The following is a 22,596-nucleotide window of genomic DNA, read 5'->3' on the forward strand; positions in this document are numbered from 1 at the left end:
GTTTATTTGCACAAATATAATGAAAATAAAGCGCAAAAAAAATCCCAAATTAAATTGGGATTGTTTCATTTTTTTTACAAATCTGATTACATTATCTAATAAAGTAAAGTTTTATTTAAAAAAGGAATTTTCAAATTTACTATTTGTCATTTTCGACAAAGGAGAAATCTCATAATAATTTAATTTTTTACGTATCGAAATGACAATAACTTATTGATAGTTATAGCATTACCAAATTACAACACGCAAAGAATCTGCTTGATACATTGCACTTCCTGGTTTTATATTAAACGTTTTATGAAACTCTGGAACATTTGCCAAAGGACCATTAATTCTAAACTTAGCTGGCGAATGAACATCGGTCATGATTTGTTGCGCCAAAGCTTCTTTATTGGTATTGACCATCCAAGCATAACCATAAGCCAAGAAATAACGTTGGTCTGGAGTTAATCCGCTAATTTTTTCTTGAGTTTTATATTGTTTGGTTTTCTTAAATGCTTCATAACCCATTACAACTCCACCCAAATCGGCAATATTTTCGCCTTGTGTTGCATCGCCATTTACATTTTTATCACCAACTTTATAGTTACTAAATTGCGAAACTATTAATTGTGTTTTTTGCTTGAATTTTTTAGCATCTTCTGCTGTCCACCAGTTGTTTAGGTTTCCTTTGTCATCATATTGACTTCCTTGGTCATCAAATCCGTGAGTAATTTCGTGACCAAATGTTGAACCACCAATTATTCCATAAAGAATGGCATCGTCTGGCATGCGTCCTTCATAACCTGGAACTAAAATATTACATGCTGGAACACAAATTTCGTTATTGCTTGGATTGTAGTAAGCATTATAAGTTTGTGGATACATTCCCCATTCGGTTCTATCAACAGGTTTTCCATATTTTTTTATCATTTCATTATAATCCCATTTATTAACAGCCATTACATTTTTGCAATAAGAACTTCTGTCAATATCTATCGAACTTAAATCTTTCCATTTGTCTGGATAACCAACTTTCATTACAGTTTTACTTAATTTTTGCAATGCTTTAATTTTAGTTGGTTCACTCATCCAATCTAATTTTTTAATGCGTTCTGCATAAATATCACGTATGTTATTTCCTATTTCTAGTAATTTTTCTTTAGAACCTTTTGGCAAATATTCTTCAATATAAACTTGACCAATTAACTCGCCTAATGAATTATTTGTTTGCTCAACAACGTTCTTCCATCTTGGTTTTTGCACTTTTACACCACCCATAACTGTAGAATAGAATTTGAAATTTTGATTTTCAATTTCTTTATTTAAATAGGCAGCATAGGTATTAACCAAATCCCATTTTAAATAAGTTTTCCAATCTTCAATAGAATTGCTTTTTATCATTCCGTTTAAAGCTTTGAAAAATTCTGGTTGACCAACAAGTACAGTATCAGCTTTTGCAATTCCGAAATCTTTCAAACAAATATTCCAATCGATATTTGGAGTTATTGAATTGAATTGAGTCACAGACATTTTATTATAATTCTTAATAGGATCACGCAATGCTTCAAGTTTTCTTGATGCTTTTGCTAGTTCGGTTTCCAATCTCATTATGGAAGAAGCATTTTTGGCAGCAACATCTGGCTTCTCTCCTATTAATTGCATCATAGCTTGAACATGTTTTACATATTCATTTCTAATGGTAACCGTTTCTGCATCAGTATTAAAATAATAATCTCTTTGACCAAGACCTAAACCACCTTGCATAAATTGAATGGCGTTTTTAGAACTATTTCTATCATCTTGAGAAACATAAAAAGTAAATGCTGCACCAGAACCAATGGTGTGTAAATAGCCAATAGTTTTTAGCAAACCAGCAACATCTTTTACAGCATCAATTTTGGATAAATCACTTTTTAATGGTGCAATTCCGTATTTGTTAATAGATATAGAATCCATTCCGGAAGCATAAAAATCTCCAATTTTTTGTTTATTACTACCTTTTTCAGCATTTGCTTCTGCCGATTTTTCGCAGATAGATTTTACTTGATTGTTGATAGTATCTTGAATCATTCTAAAAATACCATTACTACGTTCTGAAGAAGGAATTGGATGATTTTTAAACCAACCACCATTTGCATAAGCAAAGAAATCTTCTGATGGACTTACAGTTGTGTCACGATTGGTTAATAAAGGATCAATAAAAGCAGTTTCTTTTTTAGAACAACTTGCAATAACAATAGTTGTTAATGACAAAATAATAATTCTTTGAATAATTTTCATATAAAGTGTTTTAATCGATAATAAGTATAAAAGTTACTAATTTTGTTACCAAAAGTACAAAAAGAATATTAATAATTAATTTGCAAAGCGTTATTGAATTATCAATACTATTTTTTAGTTTTATTTTTTAGCCACATATTACTTCGTCTGTTCGACCTTTGGTCTCGGGTCACAGATTATTTTAAAAAAAAATAACAAAAAAAAGCGTTCACCAAGGCAAACGCTTTTCAATATAAATCAGCTAAAAAATTATTGAATATTTTCAGCTCTAAATTCACCTTCGGTAACAGTTGTTACTACACCACCATTAGTTCCAGTAAAAGCAAATGTACCTTTAATAACATTCGCGTCAACTTGCGTAATAGTCATTGTTCCAGTTTCATTATCAGAATAAACATCAGTAGCAAAATTACTATAACTTCCGCCATAAGAGTTTACATTTGAAGGTTCGCTAGTAATGTTAAAAGTACCAGTTGCAACGGTTAATGGCATAAATAAAGTAACCAATTCAGATGGTGCTTCGCTTGAACCAGTTATTGATTTGCTTAACGAATTAATAACATCTGGGTTGGTAAATTCAGTTAAAACGCCATTAACTTTACATTTCATGTAGAACGTACCTGTTGAAGTGTTGTTAGAATCAGAACTACAGTTTACAAACATAGAGCTTGTTAGTACTACTGCTAAAAGCATTACCGCTTTTTTAATTGTTTTCATAATTGTTTTTTTATTATTAAAGCGGCAAAAATATTGATTAAAAAGTAATTAGAAGCTAATTTTGTTTATTTTAACTTTAAAAATAATTACTTTGAACTATTTGAGTTTTTCAAGAAACTATACGCTGTATTTTATTCATCGTAGAGCTGTGAATGAGATAATGATTATTTCCGATAGCGCGGATTTGCAATCCGTGCCCACAAACTAAATAAAAAAAACTACATTAACATACATTTTTGATGTTGATTATAATTTCTAAATAAATTTAATATATTTAGTCTACTTTATCAAATAAAAAATCTCTTTGTGGGCACGGATTGCAAATCCGCGCTATCGTAGCTTTTACATATCCGCGCTATCTGGGACTAATTGTTGGTGTTATTGCTTTAAAAATAGAAAAGATATTTATTAAAACAATAAACCACTTCGATTTGAAGTGGTTTTATTTTTTACGTTTATTCTTATTTAATCTTTAAATATTAAGTAATGATACGTCCTCCCATACATCTACATAATTACCATTATCAGCAATCAATACTCTACATCCTGCTGGAAGACCTAAATAAGGTAGTATTGATGGACACCATTCCATTAAATGGACTAAATGTAATGGTTTAAAGAAATCTTCGTCTTCAGAATAATCTCCTGACCAAATATACCATCCTGTTGTATCGCCTTCAGCTGGATGTCTTAAAGCATGAATTGGTTCTATTCCTTCTTTTACATTTAGAGATATACCTACCTTAAGATGTAGACTAGACGGTTCAAATGTAAAACCGTATTTAGTACATATTTTTTTTTGAGTATCCTCTAAATTAGTTACCTGTTCTTTCATTTATTATAGCTTTCATTTCTTTTGAATATTTGCTCATCTCTGCTCCTTATTTAGCAGAACAAGTGGTACATTGAGGTTGTACGGCATCTACTGAACGCATATTTTCTGTGTTAATTGTTCCTGTTTGATAATGTTCTTGTACTAATGGTGTTTTATGATCAGCAACCATTGGCTCGGATGTTCCTCCACAATTAACACAAGTCTCTCCTTGAACTGAAGCACTTTGAGCTGGAATAGTGGCATTATTAGGTCGGCATTCTTTATTTATGAGAACAATTGCGTTTACACTTTTTATTTTCTAAAAGAATCTCTTTATAATTTAAAATCAATATGGGTAAACTCTTTTTATTTGAGATTACTACATTATTAAAGACATTTTGAGTTGGTTTACAAAACATATACCTTTCATCAGAAATCTTAATTGCAGATTTGAGTCTAGTTTCTACTTCATATTTCTTTCCTTTTTTCAAAAGTATCTCTTTATTATCTTTATTATTTGGTTTGTTTCCAAGTACAATTATTGTGTCAGTAGGAGTTTTTTCATACTCCACAACTTTGTAAACATAATAATAATCAATATTTGCAATTTCAATCACTTGAATTTTTTTTGTTTGCCCAAATATTGCATTAATGCTTATTAGGAACACAGTCGAAATTATTAATCTTATTTTCATTTCTCTTTTTAATTTAATTTAACTGGAACTTTAAGATTAGGAAAGCTTAATAATTTTTGTCCAGCAACGTAATCATACCTATCACTATCTATAAAATTGGGGTCAACTTTTATGGCTTCATTATGCCATTTAGTATAAGCTTCATCCCCATTTTCAGAATTTGGACGATTAATACCCCCATTTTCTTTTGCAGCAACAAAACTTTCAATAACTTCATGTCCAACGGAATTACCTTGCTTCGTAGCACCTGCATCTTCAACTTTTTCAGCGTGATTCATATTAATGAACTGGTTAGTTTCAACTTTACCATCTTTTGTCTTACTAGAACCCGCATATGCACCTACAATAATATCTCCAACAACTCCACCTACAGCAAAAGTTTCACTAGTTGTGGTCTTTAAATTGACAGTTATATCAGTACTATTTATTGATTCTAATAATGCTTTATCATAATCATTTTTAGCTTCTCCTGTTGCTGATAAAAGCCCTGTTTTCTCATCTCGTGAAAGCTTCAAATTAGTTGATTTATCTAATTCTTTAGTTGCTTTTTTTGCGTCATCTCCAGTTATTTTGACATGTTCCGCTTCCATTCCATCTGGGTCAATAAAGTAAACAGGATTGTTAAGAGCATAAGTATAAGGTGAAAATCTTCTAGAGGTTTCAGCTAATGGGTCTATATTCATCCATCTACCAATTGCTGGGTCATAATTCCTTGCTCCATAATCATACATATTAAGTCCCAACTCGTCTTGCAGTTCTTTGCCGTTGTACTTATACTTATAACCACAATTCACACAAGGAAACAAATTTACACTACCTCCACCATTTGCATAACTTTTATTGGTAACGTTATAATTTTTATGTTTAAGACCAAAAGGATAATAATTGTTTTCTTCAAGAATTTTAAGAACGTTTGATGAATCTAGTCCATAACTTACTCTAATATTACCTAGATGGTCGGTATAATTAAAAACATAATTATAATTGTTAGTTGTTCCTACAACAGTATTTTTTACATATCCTTCGCTATGTGCAAAAAAATCTAATACGTTATTAGTATATTGATAACCATCTAAATAATCGGTTACAGTTATTGCTGTGCCAATCGTTACTGTTTTCTTCACTTTTTGTCCTTGTGCATTGTAAAGATATTCAATTGTTCCTGTTGTACCAAATATTATTTTGGTGGGTAAGTTTAAATGATTATAGGTGATGGCTGTTGTGATACCTTTATTTTTATCAATGGTCATGTTTCCGTTGGCATCATACACATAATCATCATCGGTATTGGTGCCATCTTTAAAACCATTGGGGTTAATGGTATCATCTACAACTTTCATCAATTGATTGGGTTGGGTTGCACTGTAACGATATGATAATCTATCTATTTGTAAACTCACAACCGCATCGTCATATTCGCCATTTCTGTTTAGGTTAAGAATGTTGCCATTCTTGTCATAATTCAAAGTTTCATTGTAGCTGTTAGTTACTGGTACTGTGTTATTAGGTTTTTGATAAACAGCATTAAGCAATCGGTTCAAGTCATCATACTGATAGTTGTATTTTCTTAAAACATTATTTAATATATTGTTTTTTTGTTACACTGCGAGGTCAAAGACCATCGCAGAGCATCGTGGTGGTTTTTATACTTCGTAGAGCTGGTTTGTTAATAATCAAATATATTTTTCACTTCTTGTAAAAAATTCTAAATCAATAACAAATTTGTCACTATCAAATCCATTTACTTTTTTATCTGAAAAAATTTCTTTTGTAGTTTTGAATATTTCAGTATAAATAATTTTTTTTCTTTTTTCATTATCACTATTTATCATTTTATTGAAATCTAGTTTAAGTTCATATTCAAATGTTTTTTCTTTTCTATAAATTTTTAATGGTCTAACATTAAAAAATGGTTCAAAATCTTTTGATACACAAATAATGCCAATATAAATTTTTTCTATATTAACACCATAACTTTTGCTTTCTAAGTATGTATTTAACTCTACTTCAATTTTATCAATAATTGAAAAATCTTCATTTGTAAACTCTCTCGAAAATTGCAATCCAAATCCTATATTCATATCTTTTATATTTATTTTCCCAGCTCTACGAAGTGTCTCGTAGTGCTCTGCGATGGTCTTTGACCTCGCAGCCACAATAATATTTCGTAAATTTAACATTTAAACGAATTGTTCCAAAAAATAAAGTAATAACCTTCTTGCATTTATTTGTTTTTAACAAACTTATGCAAAATATATTAATGTTTGTTTTTAATTATGCTTCGAGTTCAAAGACCATAACTAAGCTTCGTGGTGGTTTTATAATTTATAGAGTAGAGTAATATAAAGAATTATTCAAATGTTATTTATTTTACAATAATATTAGCATAAGCATCGTTTAATAAATATTAAATTGCAACAAATTTATGTGCTATTATGGATAAAATAAAAATACTTTGGGTTGATGACGAAATCGATTTACTCAAACCACACATCATCTTTCTAGAAAAGAAAAACTACGAAGTAACAACTTGCAATAATGGTCGTGATGCTGTTGATGTATTTGCCGATAATAATTTTGACATTGTTTTTCTTGACGAAAACATGCCAGGAATGAGCGGTTTAGAAACGCTGCAAGAAATTAAAGAAAAAAAATCTTCTACTCCAGTAATCATGATTACCAAAAGTGAAGAAGAATATATCATGGAAGAAGCAATTGGTTCTAAAATTGCCGATTATTTAATTAAACCAGTCAATCCAAATCAGATTTTATTAAGTTTAAAGAAAAATCTAGATCATTCAAGATTGGTTTCCGAGAAAACTACTTTAGATTATCAGAAAGAATTTCGCAAAATTGCTCTAGAATTAGCAATGGTCAATTCTTATGAAGATTGGGTTGAATTATATAAAAAGTTAATATTCTGGGAATTAGAATTAGAAAATATCGAAGATACTAATTTGATAGACATTCTTGAATCTCAAAAAACCGAAGCCAATTCGCAATTCGGAAAATTCATTGAACGAAATTATGAAGATTGGTTCGAGCCAAAAGCGGATAAACCAATTCAATCGCACACCTTATTCAGAGAATTGGTCGTTCCTGAATTGGTAAAAAAAGAAAAGCCAGTGTTGTTTGTAGTAATTGATAACTTGCGTTACGACCAATGGAAAGCAATGGAAAGTACCATTAATAATTACTATAAACTAGAAAAAGAAGTGGCTTATTATGCAATCTTGCCAACCGCAACTCAATATGCTAGAAATGCTATTTTTTCAGGATTAACACCACTCGAAATGGAAAAACAGTTTCCACAATATTGGAAAAATGATGTGGAAGAAGGTGGAAAAAACCTTTTTGAAGCAGAATTTTTAACAGCACATTTAAAAAGATTAGGATTAAATATTAAACAAGACTATTTCAAAATCACTAATCTTGCTGGAGGAAAAAAACTAGCAGACAATTTTAGAACTTTAAAAGACAACAACTTAGTAACGGTAGTGTATAACTTTGTGGATATGCTTTCGCATGCCAAAACCGAAATGGATGTGGTAAAAGAATTAGCATCAGATGATAAAGCATACCGTTCATTAACACTTAGTTGGTTTAGAAATTCACCTTTATTAGACATCATTCAGCAAGCCCAAAAACTTGGTTTTAAATTGATTATAACCACAGACCACGGAACTATAAATGTGAAAAATCCAACCAAAGTGATTGGCGATAAAAACACCAGTTTAAACCTTAGATACAAAACCGGAAGAAGTTTATCCTATGAAGACAAAGATGTTTATGCTATTAAAGATCCGAAAAAAATTGGGCTTCCAACCATCAATATGAGTAGTTCTTTTATATTTGCCAAAAATGATAATTTCTTAGCTTACGTAAACAATTACAATCATTATGTAAGTTATTATAGAAACACCTACCAACATGGCGGAATTTCGTTAGAAGAAGTTATTGTACCGTTTTTAGTTTTTAACCCAAGATAAATAGCAATTAGTGTTCAAAATATAGTCATCAGTTAACTGAACACTAAAAACTGAACACTGAAAACTGAACACTGAAAACTGAACACTGAACACTGAACACTGAACACTGAACACTGAACACTGAACACTGAACACTGAAAACTGAACACTGAAAACTGAAAACTGAAAACTGAAAACTGAACACTGAACACTGAACACTAATCCCATGGAAATCATCTTTTCATTAGAAGAAATAAATGCTGTAGCACAAAAAATCCTATCCGAAAACCCAAAAAAAGTACTACTTTTTAAAGGAAATATGGGTGTTGGAAAAACCACATTAATTAAATCATTAGCCAAAAATCTTGGTGTAAATGATGCTACAAGCAGTCCAACCTTTTCTTTAGTTAATCAATATCAAATTACTGACAATCAATACATTTATCATTTTGATGTTTATCGTCTTAAAAACGAAACAGAAGCGTTGGATATGGGAATTGAAGAATACTTATATTCTGGTAATTGGTGTTTTATAGAATGGCCAGAGAATATTCCAAGTTTAATTCCAGAGGAACATTCAACAATAAATATAGAAATACTTCAAGACGGAAAACGTAAATTGATTTTGCAATAATTATTTGTAAAAGTCATATTTTCTGTCACAATTGAATTTGATATTGACATTGTACTTGAGATTGCAATTGATATTGACATTGAAATTGAAATTGAATTTGTTTTTTTTGTAACTTGTGCCAATATAATGTAATCTATGTCACTTACACCTTTTACAAAACAGCAACTGCTACCTCAAGAAGAAAAGCTCGAAATTGCGCGTCATAAAAGCGAACTCTTTATTGGAATTCCTAAAGAAACCAGTTATCAAGAACGTAGAATATGTTTAACTCCAGATGCAGTTCACTCGCTAACTGCTCATGGTCATCGCATTTTAATGGAATCTGGCGCAGGTGAAAGTTCAAGTTATAGTGATAAAGAATACAGTGATGCTGGTGCAGAAATTACTAAAGACAATCAAAAAGTATTGTCTTGTCCGATGCTTTTAAAAGTTGAACCACCAACAATGACCGAGATTGAATTAATGAATCCAAATTCAATAATCATTTCGGCTATACAACTCAAAACTAGAAAGAAAGAATATTTTGAAGCTTTAACAAAAAAGAAAATTACAGCATTAGCATTTGAATATATTAAAGACGAAGATGGTTCTTATCCTGCTGTAAAATCTTTAAGTGAAATTGCTGGAACTGCATCAATACTGGTTGCAGCAGAATTAATGATTAACAATCAATTCGGAAAAGGATTATTATTTGGTAACATAACAGGTGTTCCACCAACAGAGGTTGTAATTATTGGTGCTGGAACTGTAGGTGAATTTGCTGCTAAAACTGCTGTCGGTTTAGGTGCAAGTGTAAAAGTATTTGATAATTCGATTACAAAATTACGTCGTTTACAAAACAATTTGAGTCAACGAGTATTTACATCAACCATTCAACCCAAAGCGTTGTTAAAAGCGCTTCGCCGATGCGATGTAGCTATTGGTGCAATGCGAGGCAAAGAACGATGTCCGATTGTAGTTACCGAAACCATGGTCGAACTCATGAAAAAAGGTGCGGTAATTGTAGATGTTAGTATCGATACAGGTGGTTGTTTTGAAACTTCAGAAATAACAACTCACGAAAAACCAACTTTTATAAAAAGCAATGTTGTTCATTATTGTGTGCCAAATATTCCGTCACGATATTCTAAAACAGCTTCACTTTCTATCAGCAATATAATCACTCCATATTTACTTCAAATTGCCGAAGATGGTGGTATTGAAAGCTCTATTAGATGTAACAAAGGATTAAAAAATGGAGTTTATTTATATCACGGAATATTAACCAACAAAGCAATTGGAGATTGGTTTAACTTGCCAGATAGTGATATTAATTTAATAGTTTTTTAAATCTAGTAATTGCAAATATTATAATCTTTACATTACATTTGCAAAAAAAATAAGAATGAAGTTTTATCAAAGATTGGCTTATTATTTGGTTGGATTAGTTATGGGAGCTTTTGTTGTAGCATTAGTGCTTTCTGGAAAAGATACACGCTGTAATTATTTTCCAAATGCTAGAGTTTTAAACGATTTACGAAACAAGCCATTTCAATACAGCATTGAAGCATCAAGAAAATTATCTGAAGATTGGATTGATACAGTCGATATAAAAAACACACTTACTTATGGTGATGTTGATTTTGATAAAAGTAATGTTGAATACAATAAAGGAAAACTTTATATTATAGAGGGTCAAACTGTTAAGAAAGATACAATTACGCTAAGAGTTATTAACTATGCAAGTAAAGCTGTTCTAGAAGATATTATTAGAAAGAGAAAATAATAAAAAAACTCCAATTTGAAATTAAACAAATTGGAGTTTTAGTATTAAATAATAGTGTACTTATTTTATAAATTCTATTTTTTGAACTTCCTCGGCATTAATGCTATCAAAGAAACCTTGCTCGTTCATCCAGTCATCACTAAAAACTTTACTCATGTATCGTGAACCATGATCTGGAAAAATAATAACTACATTACTTTCTGCAGTAAATTCTCCTTCTTCGGCAAATTGTCTTACTGCTTGCAAAGCTGCACCAGATGTATAACCAACAAATAATCCTTCTTTTTTGGCAATTTCTCTTGTAACGTGAGCACTTTGCTCATCTGTTACTTTCATAAAACCATCAATAATATCAAAATCGGTAGCTGTAGGAATTAAATTTTTACCCAATCCTTCTATTCTGTATGGATAAATTTCATTGTTATCAAATTCTTTTGTTTCATGGTATTTTTTTAATACTGAACCAAAAGCATCAACACCAAGAATTCTAATGTCTGGGTTTTGTTCTTTAAGGAATTTTGCAGTTCCAGAAATTGTTCCTCCAGTTCCGCTACAAGCTACAAGATGTGTGATTTTTCCGTTGGTTTGTTCCCAAATTTCTGGACCAGTAGTTTTATAATGAGCATCAATATTCAATTGATTAAAATATTGATTGATATATACAGAACCTTTAGTTTCTTCGTGCAAACGTTTGGCAACATTATAATAGGAACGTTCATCATCTGCAGAAACGTGAGCAGGACAAACATATACCTTTGCTCCCATTGTTCTTAGCATGTCTATTTTATCTTTAGAAGATTTAGAACTTACTGCCAAAATACAATCATAACCTTTAATAATACTTACCATTGCAATACTAAAACCAGTATTGCCAGAAGTAGTTTCAATGATAGTATCACCTGGTTTTAATATTCCTTTTCTTTCGGCTTCTTCAATTATATATAAAGCAATTCTATCTTTAGTAGAATGTCCTGGATTAAATGCTTCAACCTTAGCATAAAAATTACCTTCTAAATATTCGGTAACTCGGTTTAGCTTAATAAGAGGTGTATTTCCTATTAATTCCAAAACATTATTAAAAGCTTTTATTTCTTCTTTCATAAATAAAAAATTTGTTGAGGCATTTATAAAAATAATTAATAGCCACGAAACGTTGCAAATTTAATAAAATATTTTAAACTATTTTTTAATTTTTTCTAAATCTAACAAAAAACTATATTCTTTGGCAACTTCTTTAAGAGATTCAAACCTTCCAGACGCACCACCATGTCCTGTATCCATGTTTGTATCAAGAAATAATTGATTATTATTTGTTTTTAAACTTCTCAATTTAGCAACCCATTTTGCTGGTTCCCAATATTGTACCTGCGAATCGTGTAATCCTGTTGAAACATACATATTAGGATATTCCTTTTTTTCTACATTATCATAAGGCGAATAGGTCAACATATAATTATAATATTTTTTAACATTTGGGTTTCCCCATTCGTCATATTCTCCAGTCGTTAATGGTATAGTTTCGTCTAACATTGTTGTTACTACATCTACAAAAGCAACTTGAGCAATTAATCCGTTATAAATTTCTGGAGCCATATTGGCAATTGCACCAATTAATAATCCTCCTGCAGAACCACCTTCGGCATATAAATGTTTTGATGATGTATATTTTTGAGAAATTACATACTTAGAACAATCAATAAAATCGGTAAACGTGTTTTTCTTTTTTAATAATTTTCCGTCTTCATACCAACTTCTTCCTAAATCCTCGCCACCACGAATGTGTGCAATTGCATAAATAAATCCTCTATCCAATAATGATAATCGTGCTGTCGAAAAATAGGGATCAATATTCATTCCATACGAACCATAAGCATATAACAAAAATGGATTTTCAGAATTTAGTTTAATTCCTTTTTTATAAACCATTGATATTGGCACTTTTGTTCCATCGGTTGCGGTTGCCCAAATGCGTTTTTCGGTATAATTATTTTTATCAAATGTTCCTCCAAGAACTTGTTGTTCTTTTAGAACTACTTTCTCCTTGGTTCGCATATTAAAATCAATCATAGAACTTGGTGTTGCCATGGATTGATAAACATATCTTAAAATTTCAGTATCAAAATCAATATTTGTAGTGGTTTCGGCAGTATATGTTTCTATATCAAATGGTAAATAGTATGCTTCACTCCCATTCCAAGGTATGATTTTAATTTTATTTAAACCATTTGAACGTTCAGAAACCACTAAATAATCTTTGAAAATATCAATTCCTTCAAATAAAACATCTTCTCGATGACCAATTAAATCAACCCAATTTTCTTTTGAAGTTTTAGCTTCTGGAGTTTTCATTAGTTTGAAATTAGTAGCATCATCTTTATTGGTAACAATATAAAAACTATCTTCATAATGCGAAATAGAATATTCCAATTCACGAGTACGTTTCTGAAAAACTTTGAATTTTTTGTCTGGAGTTTCTGCTAAAAGAATTTGATATTCAGTCGTTAAAGTGCTTCCAGAAGTAATAATGATGTATTTCTTAGATTTGGATTTATAAACCGAAACATCAAAAGTATCATCTTTTTCAAAGTATACTACTTGGTCATCATTAGAATTTGAACCTAATTTATGTTTAAAAATTTTATCTGGTCTAAGTGTAATTTCATCTTTTCTTGAATAAAAAATAGTTTTATTATCATTAGCCCAAGTTGCGCCACCAGTAGTGTTTTCAATTTTTAAAGGTAGAATTTCATTGGTTTCTAAATTCTTAATTTGAATAGTATATTGACGTCTTGAAACGGTATCAATGCCATAAGATACCCATTTATTATCTTCACTAATACTTATTCCATTCAGGTTGAAATAACTAAAATCTTTAGCCATTTCATTACAATCAAAAAGAATTTCTTCTATAGCATCTAATCTTTCTTTTTTTCGTGAATGAATTGGATAATCTTTTCCTTTTTCAAATCTTGTAATATAGAAATATCCATTATAAAAATAAGGAACCGATTCATCATCTTCCTTAATTCTAACTTTCATTTCTTCAAATAAATCCTTCTGAAAAGCTTTAGTATGTTGCGTTGATTGATTGTAATATTCGTTTTCTTTGTTTAGATAATCAATTACTTCTGGATTTTCTCTATCGTTTAACCAATAGTAATTATCAACACGAATATGTTTGTGTTTTTCTATTTCGTGTGGAATAATCTTTGCAATTGGCGCTTGTAATTCTTTAGTCATAATTTTAATAAATTCTATAACAAATTTAAAGCAAACAACTCTTTTAAAAATTGTATTTTCATTAAGTTATTCAATAGAAATTAACAATGAAAATTTTGAGTTTTGAAATTGATATTGACATTGAAATTCTTTACTTTTGTAAAAAAAAAAAGATATGGACTTAATGGCAATGATGGGAAAATTGAGAGATACCCAAAACAAAATTGAAGAAACTAAAAAACGATTGGATACCATTTTAATAGATGAACAAAGTAACGACGGTTTAATAAAAGTAACTTTTACTGCTAACAATAAATTAAAATCAATTACAATAGATGACACTTTATTAGAAGATAAAGAACAACTTGAGGATTATTTAATTTTAGTAATAAACAAAGCCTTCACTAAAGCTGAAAGTGTAAACAAAGCCGAACTTGATGCCGTTACAAAAGTAGATATGCCAATGATTCCTGGTATGGAAGACATGTTTAAATAAATTTCTATTTTGAAATTTCAATAGTTAAAACTGCATTTTTTCTAAAGTTTCTAAAACATAACTGTGCATTATTTCTTTATAATCTAAATGAGTTACAATGCGAAGTTTTCCGTGTCCCATTGAGCTGATGAAAATGTTTTTTTGTTTTAGTTTTTCAATAATCCATTTGTCTTCTAATGATTCTCTTACTGAAAATATTAAAATATTAGTTTCAACTGGTTCTACTTTTTCAACCCAAGATAATTTGCTCAATAATGCTCCAAGTTCTTTAGCTCTTCTATGATCATCTTCTAGTCGTTGCATATTGTTTTGCAAGGCATACAATCCTGCAGCTGCTAAGTAACCAGCTTGTCTCATTCCGCCACCAAATATTTTTCTAATGCGTAAAGCACGTTTAATATCGGCTTTGCTTCCTAATAATATGGATCCAATTGGCGCACCTAAACCTTTAGAGAAACAAACCGAAATGGTGTCAAATAACTCACCAAATTGTTTTGGATGCTGTTTTTTAGCAATCATTGCATTCCATAATCGTGCTCCATCTAAATGATATTTCAAATTATTTTCTAGACAAACTTGCTTTATTTTTTGCAATTCTAAAATATCATAACAAGCACCACCACCTTTATTTGTTGTGTTTTCAATGCTAACTAAAGTTGTTAATGGCGAATGATAAAATTCGGGATCATTTATGGCGTTTTTAACTAAATCGGCAGTTATCATGCCTCTTTTACCATCAACTAAACAACATGAAACACCACTATTAAAAGATGCTCCACCACCTTCATAATGATAAATATGCGAATATTTATCACAAATAATTTGTTCTCCAGGATTGGTATGCAATTTTATTGCCGTTTGATTAGCCATTGTTCCAGATGGAAAAAACAGTGCAGCTTCCATTCCAAACAATTGTGCTACAGCATCTTCAAGTTCATTAATTGTTGGATCTTGTTTGTAAACATCATCACCAACTTTGGCACTAAACATAAACTGCAACATCTCGTTACTTGGCTTGGTTACCGTATCACTTATTAAATTTATTTCCATAATCTCAAAACTAATCTTATTTTTGTAAAAACAATTGTAAATTATTAGAAGCTAATCCTGCTATACGTTCCAATCTTTTTATAAAATTCCTTTTTTTCAATGTTTAAAAAAGAGCTTCTTTGGTCGCTTTTTTTCAACAAGAAAAAATAGTCATTTTATAAAAAAGGATTTCCACTGCTATCAGGGCTAAAAATAAATGCTAACTATATAATTCACTGCAAAAATAGAATAATTTATGACAAATACCGAACAAATAAAAGGTATTGTAGAGCGTCTTGGTGCGTTGAGGAGGTATCTTTGACATTGATGCCAAGCTTATCGAAATAACCAACGAAGAAGAAAAGACCTTTGCTCCCAACTTTTGGAACAATGCTAAAGAAGCCGAATTGCTTGTAAAAAACTTGCGCTCAAAGAAAAAATGGGTTGAAGATTTTGAAAAAGGTAATTCAATGGCAGAGGAACTTCAAATTACTTACGAATTTTTTAAAGAAGGTGATGCTTCCGAAGAAGAACTTGATACTCAATATGAATTGACAAATTCACATATTGAAGATTTAGAATTTAGAAACATGCTTTCTGAAGAAGGCGATAATATGAGTGCTGTTTTGCAAATTACGGCTGGTGCTGGCGGAACAGAAAGTTGCGATTGGGCATCAATGTTGATGCGAATGTATATGATGTGGGCAGAAAAACAAAAATATAAAATAAAGGAATTAAACTTTCAAGAAGGAGAAGTTGCCGGAATAAAAACTGTTACTTTAGAAATTAAAGGTGATTTTGCTTTTGGATATCTAAAAGGTGAAAATGGTGTGCATCGATTGGTGCGAATTTCACCATTTGATAGTAATGCTAAACGGCATACTTCTTTTGCATCAGTATATGTTTATCCTTTGGTTGATGATACAATTGAAATAGATATAAACCCTGCCGATATTGAAATTATTACTTCGCGCTCAAGTGGTGCTGGAGGACAAAATGTAAATAAAGTTGAAACCAAAGTACAATTGTTTCACAAACCTACCGGAATTCAAATTCAGTGTTCAGAAACTCGTTCTCAACAAGATAATCGTCAGCGTGCCATGCAAATGTTGAAATCGCAATTGTTTGAAATTGAATTAAAAAAGCAACAAGCGCAACGTGCCGATATTGAAGCAGGAAAAATGAAAATTGAATGGGGTTCACAAATTAGAAATTATGTAATGCAACCTTATAAATTGGTCAAAGATGTTCGATCAGGTTATGAAACTAGTGATGTTGATGGCGTTATGAACGGAAATATTGATGAGTTTTTGAAAGCTTATTTAATGATGATGGGACAAAAAGAAGAGTAGTTTAAATAAATTTCATATATTTATTTTTTATTAAAACTTTACTTACTATTATGAAACAAAAAATTATTTATCTTTTATTTTTATTAAATGTATCTATTTATAGCCAAAACATATTTCTTAAAGGATATTATATCGATAATAACGGTCAAAAAAATGATTGCTTGATTAAAAATCATGATTGGAAATATAACCCAACCAGTTTTAATATTAAAAACACTATCGATTCAGAAACTAAAACTATTTCAATTAATGATTGTAAAGAATTTTCTATTGAAAATGAATTTAAATATATTAAAGAAACTACTCAAATAGATACTTCAAGTGAAAATTATAGTCAATTAGATAGTAAAAAAGAACCTAATTATATAGTTTCAACTATTTTTTTACGTGTTTTAGTTGAAGGTGAAAATGATTTATATCTTTATGAAAATGAAAATTATCCAGATCGATATTTTTATAAAAATAATGATTCAACTATTAAACAACTAGTTTATAAAAAGTATTTTGATCCTAATAAAAATGAAGGATCAGATGTATTTGTCAATGAGTTTTATAAAAGACAACTTACAAATGATGTAAAATGCAATGACATTTCAAAAAAAGTAACTTTAGAAAATGTAAAATATACTAAAATTGACCTAATAGCTTACTTTGCTAAAATAAATAACTGTAATAACCCAAATACTAATTCACAATCAAATGTACTTTTTAAAACTAAAAAAGCAATTGTTAGCATTAAAGGTGTTACAGCATTAAATAGTGATGCTATAAAATTTCAAAGAGAACCATCTGTAAATACTGGATTTGACACTAAAGTTAATTTTAGTTTAGGAGCAGAAATGGAAATTCTTATGCCATTTAATAATTACACTTGGGGAATTTTTATTGAACCAAATTTTTCAAAATATAAAGCCAATCAAACAATTCAGCATGGATTAAACAATTCTTTAACCAGAAATATTATTTTAGATATGAATGTAATTCAAGTTCCTATTGGCATGAAATATTATATTAAATCAAATAGTGCTTCAAGTTTTTATTTAAATGCTGGAATAAATGTAACCAATGTGAAAGAAGGAACAAAAATTGATTTTGAAAATACAGATAGTGATTATTATTTCACTGGTTTTAGTTATACTTTTTTTGGAGCAGTTGGATATAAGCATAAAAAAATTGCCGCAGAAATTAGAATTAATTCAACAAATAATGCAGCAGCATCCAATGGTTATGATATTCAATTTAATAGAAGTTCTTTAGTTTTAAAATATGAACTCTTTAGAAAATAATATACAATTCATAATTTACTTCTCATAATTTAAACCTATATTTGCATCGAGGATTCCGAAAGGAAGTTACACCTCACCTCAATAGCCAATCGCTCCAGATTGGCTTTTGTATTTAATAAAAGAAAAATTTCCAGAAATTATTAATTTTCTGGAAATTTTTAAATTTATATACTTTTCAATTATAAAACTTCTTTCAAAAATTGAAGTAATGCAATCCAAGAACGTTTGTTAGCTTTTTCATTATATGCAGCACCTTTTGAATTATCATTTCCAGCGTTTTTATCTGTAAATGAATGAACTGCATTAGCATAATAAATCATTTGCCAATCAGATTTTGCTTTTCTCATTTCCTCTTGAAACGATTTAATTTCGGCTTCACTTTCATAAGGATCATCTGCGCCATGTAAAACTAAAACTTTTGCATTAATTGCATCAATTGTTCTTGATTCATCACGACCTAAACCACCATGAAAAGAAACAATTCCTTTAACTTTCATATTCGCTCTTGCAGCTTCAATTGCTCCAGAACCTCCAAAACAATAACCCATTACAACAATATCATTTGGGTTTGCACCTTGTTTTACTAATTGTTCTAATGCTAGTTGAATTCGTTTTTGGTAATCGGCATAATTTTTCTTATAAAAACCAGCTTTTTGTCCAGCTTCGGTGTAATTTGTTGGCTTGTTTCCAACTCCATAAATATCGGCAACAAATGCATAAAAACCCAATTTAGATAATTCGGTTGCGCTTTCTTTAGCATGATCATCAATTCCCATCCAAGCAGGAAGAATTAATATTCCGGCTTTGCTTTTTAATGCTTTACTAGGTTTAGAGATAAATCCGCTGAGTTTTTGATTATCATCATTATAATCAACAGGTTTTAGTTGAGCGATTATAAAATTTGGAAATACAAATGATATCAATAAGAAATAGAAAATTACTTTTTTCATTTTTTATTGTAAATTTAATGATAAATCTTTTTATATTTATTTTTTATTTATACTTTTTTCGTGACGAATAATTTTTAATTTGAGATTTCAAAAAATGAAATTATACTCAAGATAATATCCAATCACTCAAGATTGGCTTTTGTATTTTTATTCTAAACAAAAAAACCACCTTAAAAAAGATGGTTTTTGATTTATTTAAGTTTTCGTATTATTTTTTAGCAATAAAATTTGGCTTCAAAACAACAACTGAAACGATTGAATTGTCTGAGTAAGAAACTTCTTTAGTAGCTATTGAATTATCAAAATATTTCCATACACCAGATTTAATACCATTTGAATATTCGGCTATAGTTTGAATATTTCCTTTTTCATTATATGAAGTCCATTTTCCTTCTAATTTCCCATCTTTAAAGAAACCTACCTGTTGTATATTTCCATTATCATAGTAATAAGTTGCTTTAACTAATTGTCCGATAGCTTCTAATTGTGGTTCAACTTGTGCAAAAATTGCTCCTGAAACTATCATTAATGCGATTAAAAATATCTTTTTCATAAGTAGTTTGGGTTTTAAATTATTAATTACATAACAAATATACAATTTATTTTACAATAAAAAAACTTTTACTTAACAATTTAATAACATTGAAAAACTTTAACTTTTATAGAACAATAAAACCAATGAAATTCATTGGTTTTATTGTTCTATTTCTTTTTCTTATTAGATTTTTTCTTAGCTTGTTCTTTCTTTTTTGCTTTAGCTTTATCTTTAGATTTTTGTTTTTTTGCTTTATCTTTCTTTTTAGCTTTTTTCTTTTTCTCTTTGTCTTTTTCTTTTTGTTTGTCTTTCTTAGCTTTAGCTTTCTTTTTAGCTTTAGCTTTTTTCTCTTTTTCTTTAGCTTTTGATTTTTTTTCTTTTTCTGAGTCTTTCATAATTTCGATTTTTTCATTATTATCAGAATCTGTTTCTAACAAAACTTCTTCCACTTTAATGTCGGTTACAGTTGCTTCTTTAACAACTTTTGCTCTTGATCTTGGTTGAGTAGTCTTAGCATTTGTAGCGGTTGATACTCGAGATCGTGTTTTTGGCTTTACAAAAGCTATTTCATCTTTGTTAGATTCAGCGTTAGTTACTGCAGCTTCTTGTATTCCTTCATTTATTTCTAAATTCATGTTTTCTGTTGTTCCTTTTTTCTTTAACATAGTTTTAGTTTTTTTTTAAATATTGATTTAATGTAAATGAAATGTAAATTCTATGTTAACAAAAATACAATATAAAACAATTGCCCAATGTTAAGTTTTCGTTTTTATTAAAAACATAACATTGGAAAATTAAAATAAAAAAAAAACTCCTTAAAAAGGAGTTAAATATTATGTAATAAAAAAATAAAATATTGTTAAAACAAATTAATAATATAATAAACTAACATAGCTAATAGCGCCGAAACAGGAATAGTTAAAACCCAAGCCCAAAGCAATTTTACAGTTACACCCCAACGTACAGCAGAAACTCTTTTAGTAACTCCAACTCCAATGATTGAACCTGTAATTGTATGAGTGGTTGAAACAGGAATTTTAAAATGTTCTGTTATAAATAACGTTAATGCACCAGCAGATTCAGCTACAACACCTTCAAATGCAGTTACTTTGGTAATTTTTGAACCCATTGTTTTCACAATTTTCCATCCACCGCTTAATGTTCCTAATGCAATAACTGTGTAACAAGTTAATGGAATCCATTCAGGCATAACTCCATCAATTTTAACACCATTAACTTCTGATAGTAATTTTACATTCAAGTCTAACCAAAATCCTGATAAATTAAAATTTGGATTGTCTTTAATAAATACTGCAACAGCTGCAGCAATAATTCCCATTACTTTTTGTGAGTCATTTCCACCATGTCCTAAACTGAATGCTGCTGAAGATAAAAGCTGCATTTTCTTTAAAACTTTTTCGGCTTTAGCAGTCGAAAAACTACTAAATAACAAATTAAAAATAGCTAACGAATAAAAGATAAATGCTACTAAAAACCATTTAATGTTTTGTGGTTCGGTTACAACACTCCAAAAATGATTTTCAAATCTTGGTTTTTTTATGTCTTCATAATTTACCATTACTGAAGTTAAGAACCAAACAACCAAAAGCATTAAAACTACTGTAAATATTTTTGGATATATATTCTTTTTTGACGAATACATCATCCATAATGAAATGAAATAAGAAATAATCATTCCTAATAATGGCGCTAAAACAATAAATAAAATAACCATAAATACACCAGAAGGCAATAATTCTCCGGCTTTTGCGGCTTTGTACCAATCTACAATTTTAAAACCAGCGTGTTCCATATCTGTTACACCAATAAAACCATGAGCTACAGCTGCACCAGCAAAACCACCAATTAAAGTATGTGATGATGATGATGGAATGCCTTTTAGCCAAGTAATGATATTCCATATAATAGCAGCAATTACACCTGCTAAAATAACAGTTAAATCAATACTACTTGTATGCGCAGTTTTTGCAACGGTATCGGCAACTCCAAATCCAAAAACCCAATATGCTAAAAAGTTAAAAAAAGCAGCCCAAAGCACAGCTTGAAATGGTGTTAATACTTTTGTTGCAACGATGGTAGCAATTGAGTTTGCAGCATCATGAAAACCGTTGATATAATCAAATATCAAGGCAAGAAAAATAATTATTATAAGTAATGTAAAATCCATAAATGGTGATTTATAATAAAAACTATTTATGAATGTTTAACAGAAATTTGTTCCATTACGTTTGAAACACTTTTACATTTGTCTGATGCTGCTTCTAATGACGATAGAACTTCTTTATATTTGATTATGTTTTTTGCATCTGTTTCATTCTCAAAAATATCAGCAACTGCTTTATCAAAAACAACATCAGCTTTGCTTTCTAGTTTGTTGATTTTTTTACAAGTATCTTTTATCATCTTTATATTATTCATATCTTTCAATTGCTTGATTCCTTCTCCAATCAATTGACATGCTTCTAAATTTATTTCGGTTAATTTTCTTATAGATTTAGTAATTTTATCAACCTGGTATAATCTAATTCTACTAGCTGCACCATGCATATTATCGGCAACGTTATCAATAGATTTTATTAAAGAATGAATATCTTCTCTATCAAATGGTGTAATGAAATTTTTACTTAATTCAAGGTGTGTTTTATGAGTGATTTCTTCAATTGTAGCTTCAAGCTCTTCTATTCTTTTAAAATATTCTTCTCGTTCAGATTTAGGTGCGTTTACAGCTTCGTGCAAAGTATTAGCTAGAATAATTAAATTTGCAGCCGCTTGCTCAAATAATGGAAAGAACTTTTTATCTTTAGGAACAAAAAATTGAAAAATACTGTTTAGTGTCATTATGTAAAATTTTAT

Annotated in this window: 22 protein-coding genes; 7 read left to right on the forward strand and 15 right to left on the reverse strand. The window is 29.7% G+C overall.

Features of this window, described 5'->3' with window-relative positions; genetic code table 11:
- Nucleotides 1–228: 228 nt before the first annotated feature.
- The 7 genes from ACH2BO_RS09390 to ACH2BO_RS09420 all read right to left on the reverse strand — a co-directional run bounded on the left by ACH2BO_RS09390 (nt 229) and on the right by ACH2BO_RS09420 (nt 6,569).
- Nucleotides 229–2,262: a M13 family metallopeptidase gene (locus ACH2BO_RS09390; RefSeq protein WP_395044486.1), complete on the reverse strand. Its 2,034-nt coding sequence runs from the start codon at nt 2,260–2,262 to the stop codon at nt 229–231.
- Nucleotides 2,263–2,511: 249 nt separating this feature from the next.
- Nucleotides 2,512–2,979 (reverse strand): DUF6252 family protein, encoded by a 468-nt coding sequence (locus ACH2BO_RS09395; RefSeq protein ID WP_395044487.1) that lies wholly within the window; start codon nt 2,977–2,979, stop codon nt 2,512–2,514.
- 472 nt (nt 2,980–3,451) lie between these two features.
- Nucleotides 3,452–3,814 carry a hypothetical protein gene (locus ACH2BO_RS09400; RefSeq protein WP_395044488.1) on the reverse strand — a complete coding sequence of 121 codons (363 nt, stop codon included), beginning with the start codon at nt 3,812–3,814 and terminating at the stop codon, nt 3,452–3,454.
- 46 nt (nt 3,815–3,860) lie between these two features.
- Nucleotides 3,861–3,983 (reverse strand): hypothetical protein, encoded by a 123-nt coding sequence (locus ACH2BO_RS09405; RefSeq protein WP_395044489.1) that lies wholly within the window; start codon nt 3,981–3,983, stop codon nt 3,861–3,863.
- A 91-nt stretch (nt 3,984–4,074) separates the two neighbouring features.
- Nucleotides 4,075–4,488 (reverse strand): hypothetical protein, encoded by a 414-nt coding sequence (locus tag ACH2BO_RS09410; RefSeq protein ID WP_395044490.1) that lies wholly within the window; start codon nt 4,486–4,488, stop codon nt 4,075–4,077.
- Nucleotides 4,489–4,496: 8 nt separating this feature from the next.
- On the reverse strand, nt 4,497–6,029 hold the full coding sequence (locus tag ACH2BO_RS09415; RefSeq protein ID WP_395044491.1) for an RHS repeat domain-containing protein: 1,533 nt from the start codon (nt 6,027–6,029) through the stop codon (nt 4,497–4,499).
- Nucleotides 6,030–6,161: 132 nt separating this feature from the next.
- Nucleotides 6,162–6,569, reverse strand: a complete 408-nt coding sequence (locus ACH2BO_RS09420) for an Imm44 family immunity protein (protein ID WP_395044492.1) — start codon at nt 6,567–6,569, stop codon at nt 6,162–6,164.
- A gap of 354 nt (nt 6,570–6,923) precedes the next feature.
- On the opposite strand from ACH2BO_RS09420, the gene ACH2BO_RS09425 reads away from it, so the two are divergent.
- The 4 genes from ACH2BO_RS09425 to ACH2BO_RS09440 all read left to right on the forward strand — a co-directional run bounded on the left by ACH2BO_RS09425 (nt 6,924) and on the right by ACH2BO_RS09440 (nt 10,855).
- Nucleotides 6,924–8,477, forward strand: a complete 1,554-nt coding sequence (locus ACH2BO_RS09425; RefSeq protein ID WP_395044493.1) for a PglZ domain-containing protein — start codon at nt 6,924–6,926, stop codon at nt 8,475–8,477.
- Nucleotides 8,478–8,682: 205 nt separating this feature from the next.
- A complete protein-coding gene (gene tsaE / locus ACH2BO_RS09430) occupies nt 8,683–9,090 on the forward strand; it encodes a tRNA (adenosine(37)-N6)-threonylcarbamoyltransferase complex ATPase subunit type 1 TsaE (RefSeq protein ID WP_395044494.1) in 408 nt (135 codons plus the stop codon).
- A gap of 135 nt (nt 9,091–9,225) precedes the next feature.
- Nucleotides 9,226–10,419, forward strand: coding sequence for an alanine dehydrogenase (locus ACH2BO_RS09435; protein ID WP_395044495.1), 1,194 nt, complete (start codon nt 9,226–9,228; stop codon nt 10,417–10,419).
- 55 nt (nt 10,420–10,474) lie between these two features.
- On the forward strand, nt 10,475–10,855 hold the full coding sequence (locus tag ACH2BO_RS09440) for a DUF4258 domain-containing protein (RefSeq protein ID WP_395044496.1): 381 nt from the start codon (nt 10,475–10,477) through the stop codon (nt 10,853–10,855).
- Nucleotides 10,856–10,915: 60 nt separating this feature from the next.
- Here ACH2BO_RS09440 and ACH2BO_RS09445 read toward each other — a convergent pair whose 3' ends face one another.
- The gene (locus ACH2BO_RS09445; protein WP_395044497.1) at nt 10,916–11,956 is read right to left on the reverse strand and encodes a PLP-dependent cysteine synthase family protein; all 1,041 of its coding nucleotides are present in this window, start codon (nt 11,954–11,956) and stop codon (nt 10,916–10,918) included.
- A 78-nt stretch (nt 11,957–12,034) separates the two neighbouring features.
- Complete coding sequence (locus ACH2BO_RS09450; RefSeq protein ID WP_395044498.1) at nt 12,035–14,095, reverse strand: S9 family peptidase; 2,061 nt, start codon at nt 14,093–14,095, stop codon at nt 12,035–12,037.
- A gap of 154 nt (nt 14,096–14,249) precedes the next feature.
- On the opposite strand from ACH2BO_RS09450, the gene ACH2BO_RS09455 reads away from it, so the two are divergent.
- A complete protein-coding gene (locus ACH2BO_RS09455) occupies nt 14,250–14,570 on the forward strand; it encodes a YbaB/EbfC family nucleoid-associated protein (RefSeq protein WP_395044499.1) in 321 nt (106 codons plus the stop codon).
- Between the two features lie 24 nt (nt 14,571–14,594).
- Here ACH2BO_RS09455 and ACH2BO_RS09460 read toward each other — a convergent pair whose 3' ends face one another.
- A complete protein-coding gene (locus tag ACH2BO_RS09460; protein ID WP_395044500.1) occupies nt 14,595–15,620 on the reverse strand; it encodes a threonine aldolase family protein in 1,026 nt (341 codons plus the stop codon).
- A gap of 235 nt (nt 15,621–15,855) precedes the next feature.
- Between ACH2BO_RS09460 and prfB the strand changes: the two genes are divergently transcribed.
- Nucleotides 15,856–16,951 (forward strand): peptide chain release factor 2 gene (prfB, locus tag ACH2BO_RS09465; RefSeq protein ID WP_395044501.1). Its coding sequence is split into 2 segments (ribosomal slippage): nt 15,856–15,918 and nt 15,920–16,951, totalling 1,095 coding nucleotides; the frame shifts between segments, so codons are not numbered across the junction.
- A gap of 50 nt (nt 16,952–17,001) precedes the next feature.
- Nucleotides 17,002–18,237: an outer membrane beta-barrel protein gene (locus tag ACH2BO_RS09470; protein ID WP_395044502.1), complete on the forward strand. Its 1,236-nt coding sequence runs from the start codon at nt 17,002–17,004 to the stop codon at nt 18,235–18,237.
- A gap of 179 nt (nt 18,238–18,416) precedes the next feature.
- Here the strand turns inward: ACH2BO_RS09470 and ACH2BO_RS09475 are convergent, their stop codons facing one another.
- The 5 genes from ACH2BO_RS09475 to ACH2BO_RS09495 all read right to left on the reverse strand — a co-directional run bounded on the left by ACH2BO_RS09475 (nt 18,417) and on the right by ACH2BO_RS09495 (nt 22,581).
- Nucleotides 18,417–19,187: a dienelactone hydrolase family protein gene (locus tag ACH2BO_RS09475; protein ID WP_395044503.1), complete on the reverse strand. Its 771-nt coding sequence runs from the start codon at nt 19,185–19,187 to the stop codon at nt 18,417–18,419.
- A gap of 208 nt (nt 19,188–19,395) precedes the next feature.
- The gene (locus ACH2BO_RS09480; RefSeq protein ID WP_395044504.1) at nt 19,396–19,740 is read right to left on the reverse strand and encodes a toxin-antitoxin system YwqK family antitoxin; all 345 of its coding nucleotides are present in this window, start codon (nt 19,738–19,740) and stop codon (nt 19,396–19,398) included.
- Between the two features lie 149 nt (nt 19,741–19,889).
- Entirely contained in the window at nt 19,890–20,387 is a 498-nt protein-coding gene (locus tag ACH2BO_RS09485) for a hypothetical protein (protein ID WP_395044505.1), read from the reverse strand.
- A 194-nt stretch (nt 20,388–20,581) separates the two neighbouring features.
- Complete coding sequence (locus tag ACH2BO_RS09490; protein WP_395044506.1) at nt 20,582–21,910, reverse strand: inorganic phosphate transporter; 1,329 nt, start codon at nt 21,908–21,910, stop codon at nt 20,582–20,584.
- Between the two features lie 26 nt (nt 21,911–21,936).
- On the reverse strand, nt 21,937–22,581 hold the full coding sequence (locus ACH2BO_RS09495; RefSeq protein ID WP_395044507.1) for a DUF47 domain-containing protein: 645 nt from the start codon (nt 22,579–22,581) through the stop codon (nt 21,937–21,939).
- Between the last annotated feature and the right edge of the window lie 15 nt (nt 22,582–22,596).

Source organism: Flavobacterium sp. (assembly GCF_043773265.1).
Taxonomy (GTDB): domain Bacteria; phylum Bacteroidota; class Bacteroidia; order Flavobacteriales; family Flavobacteriaceae; genus Flavobacterium.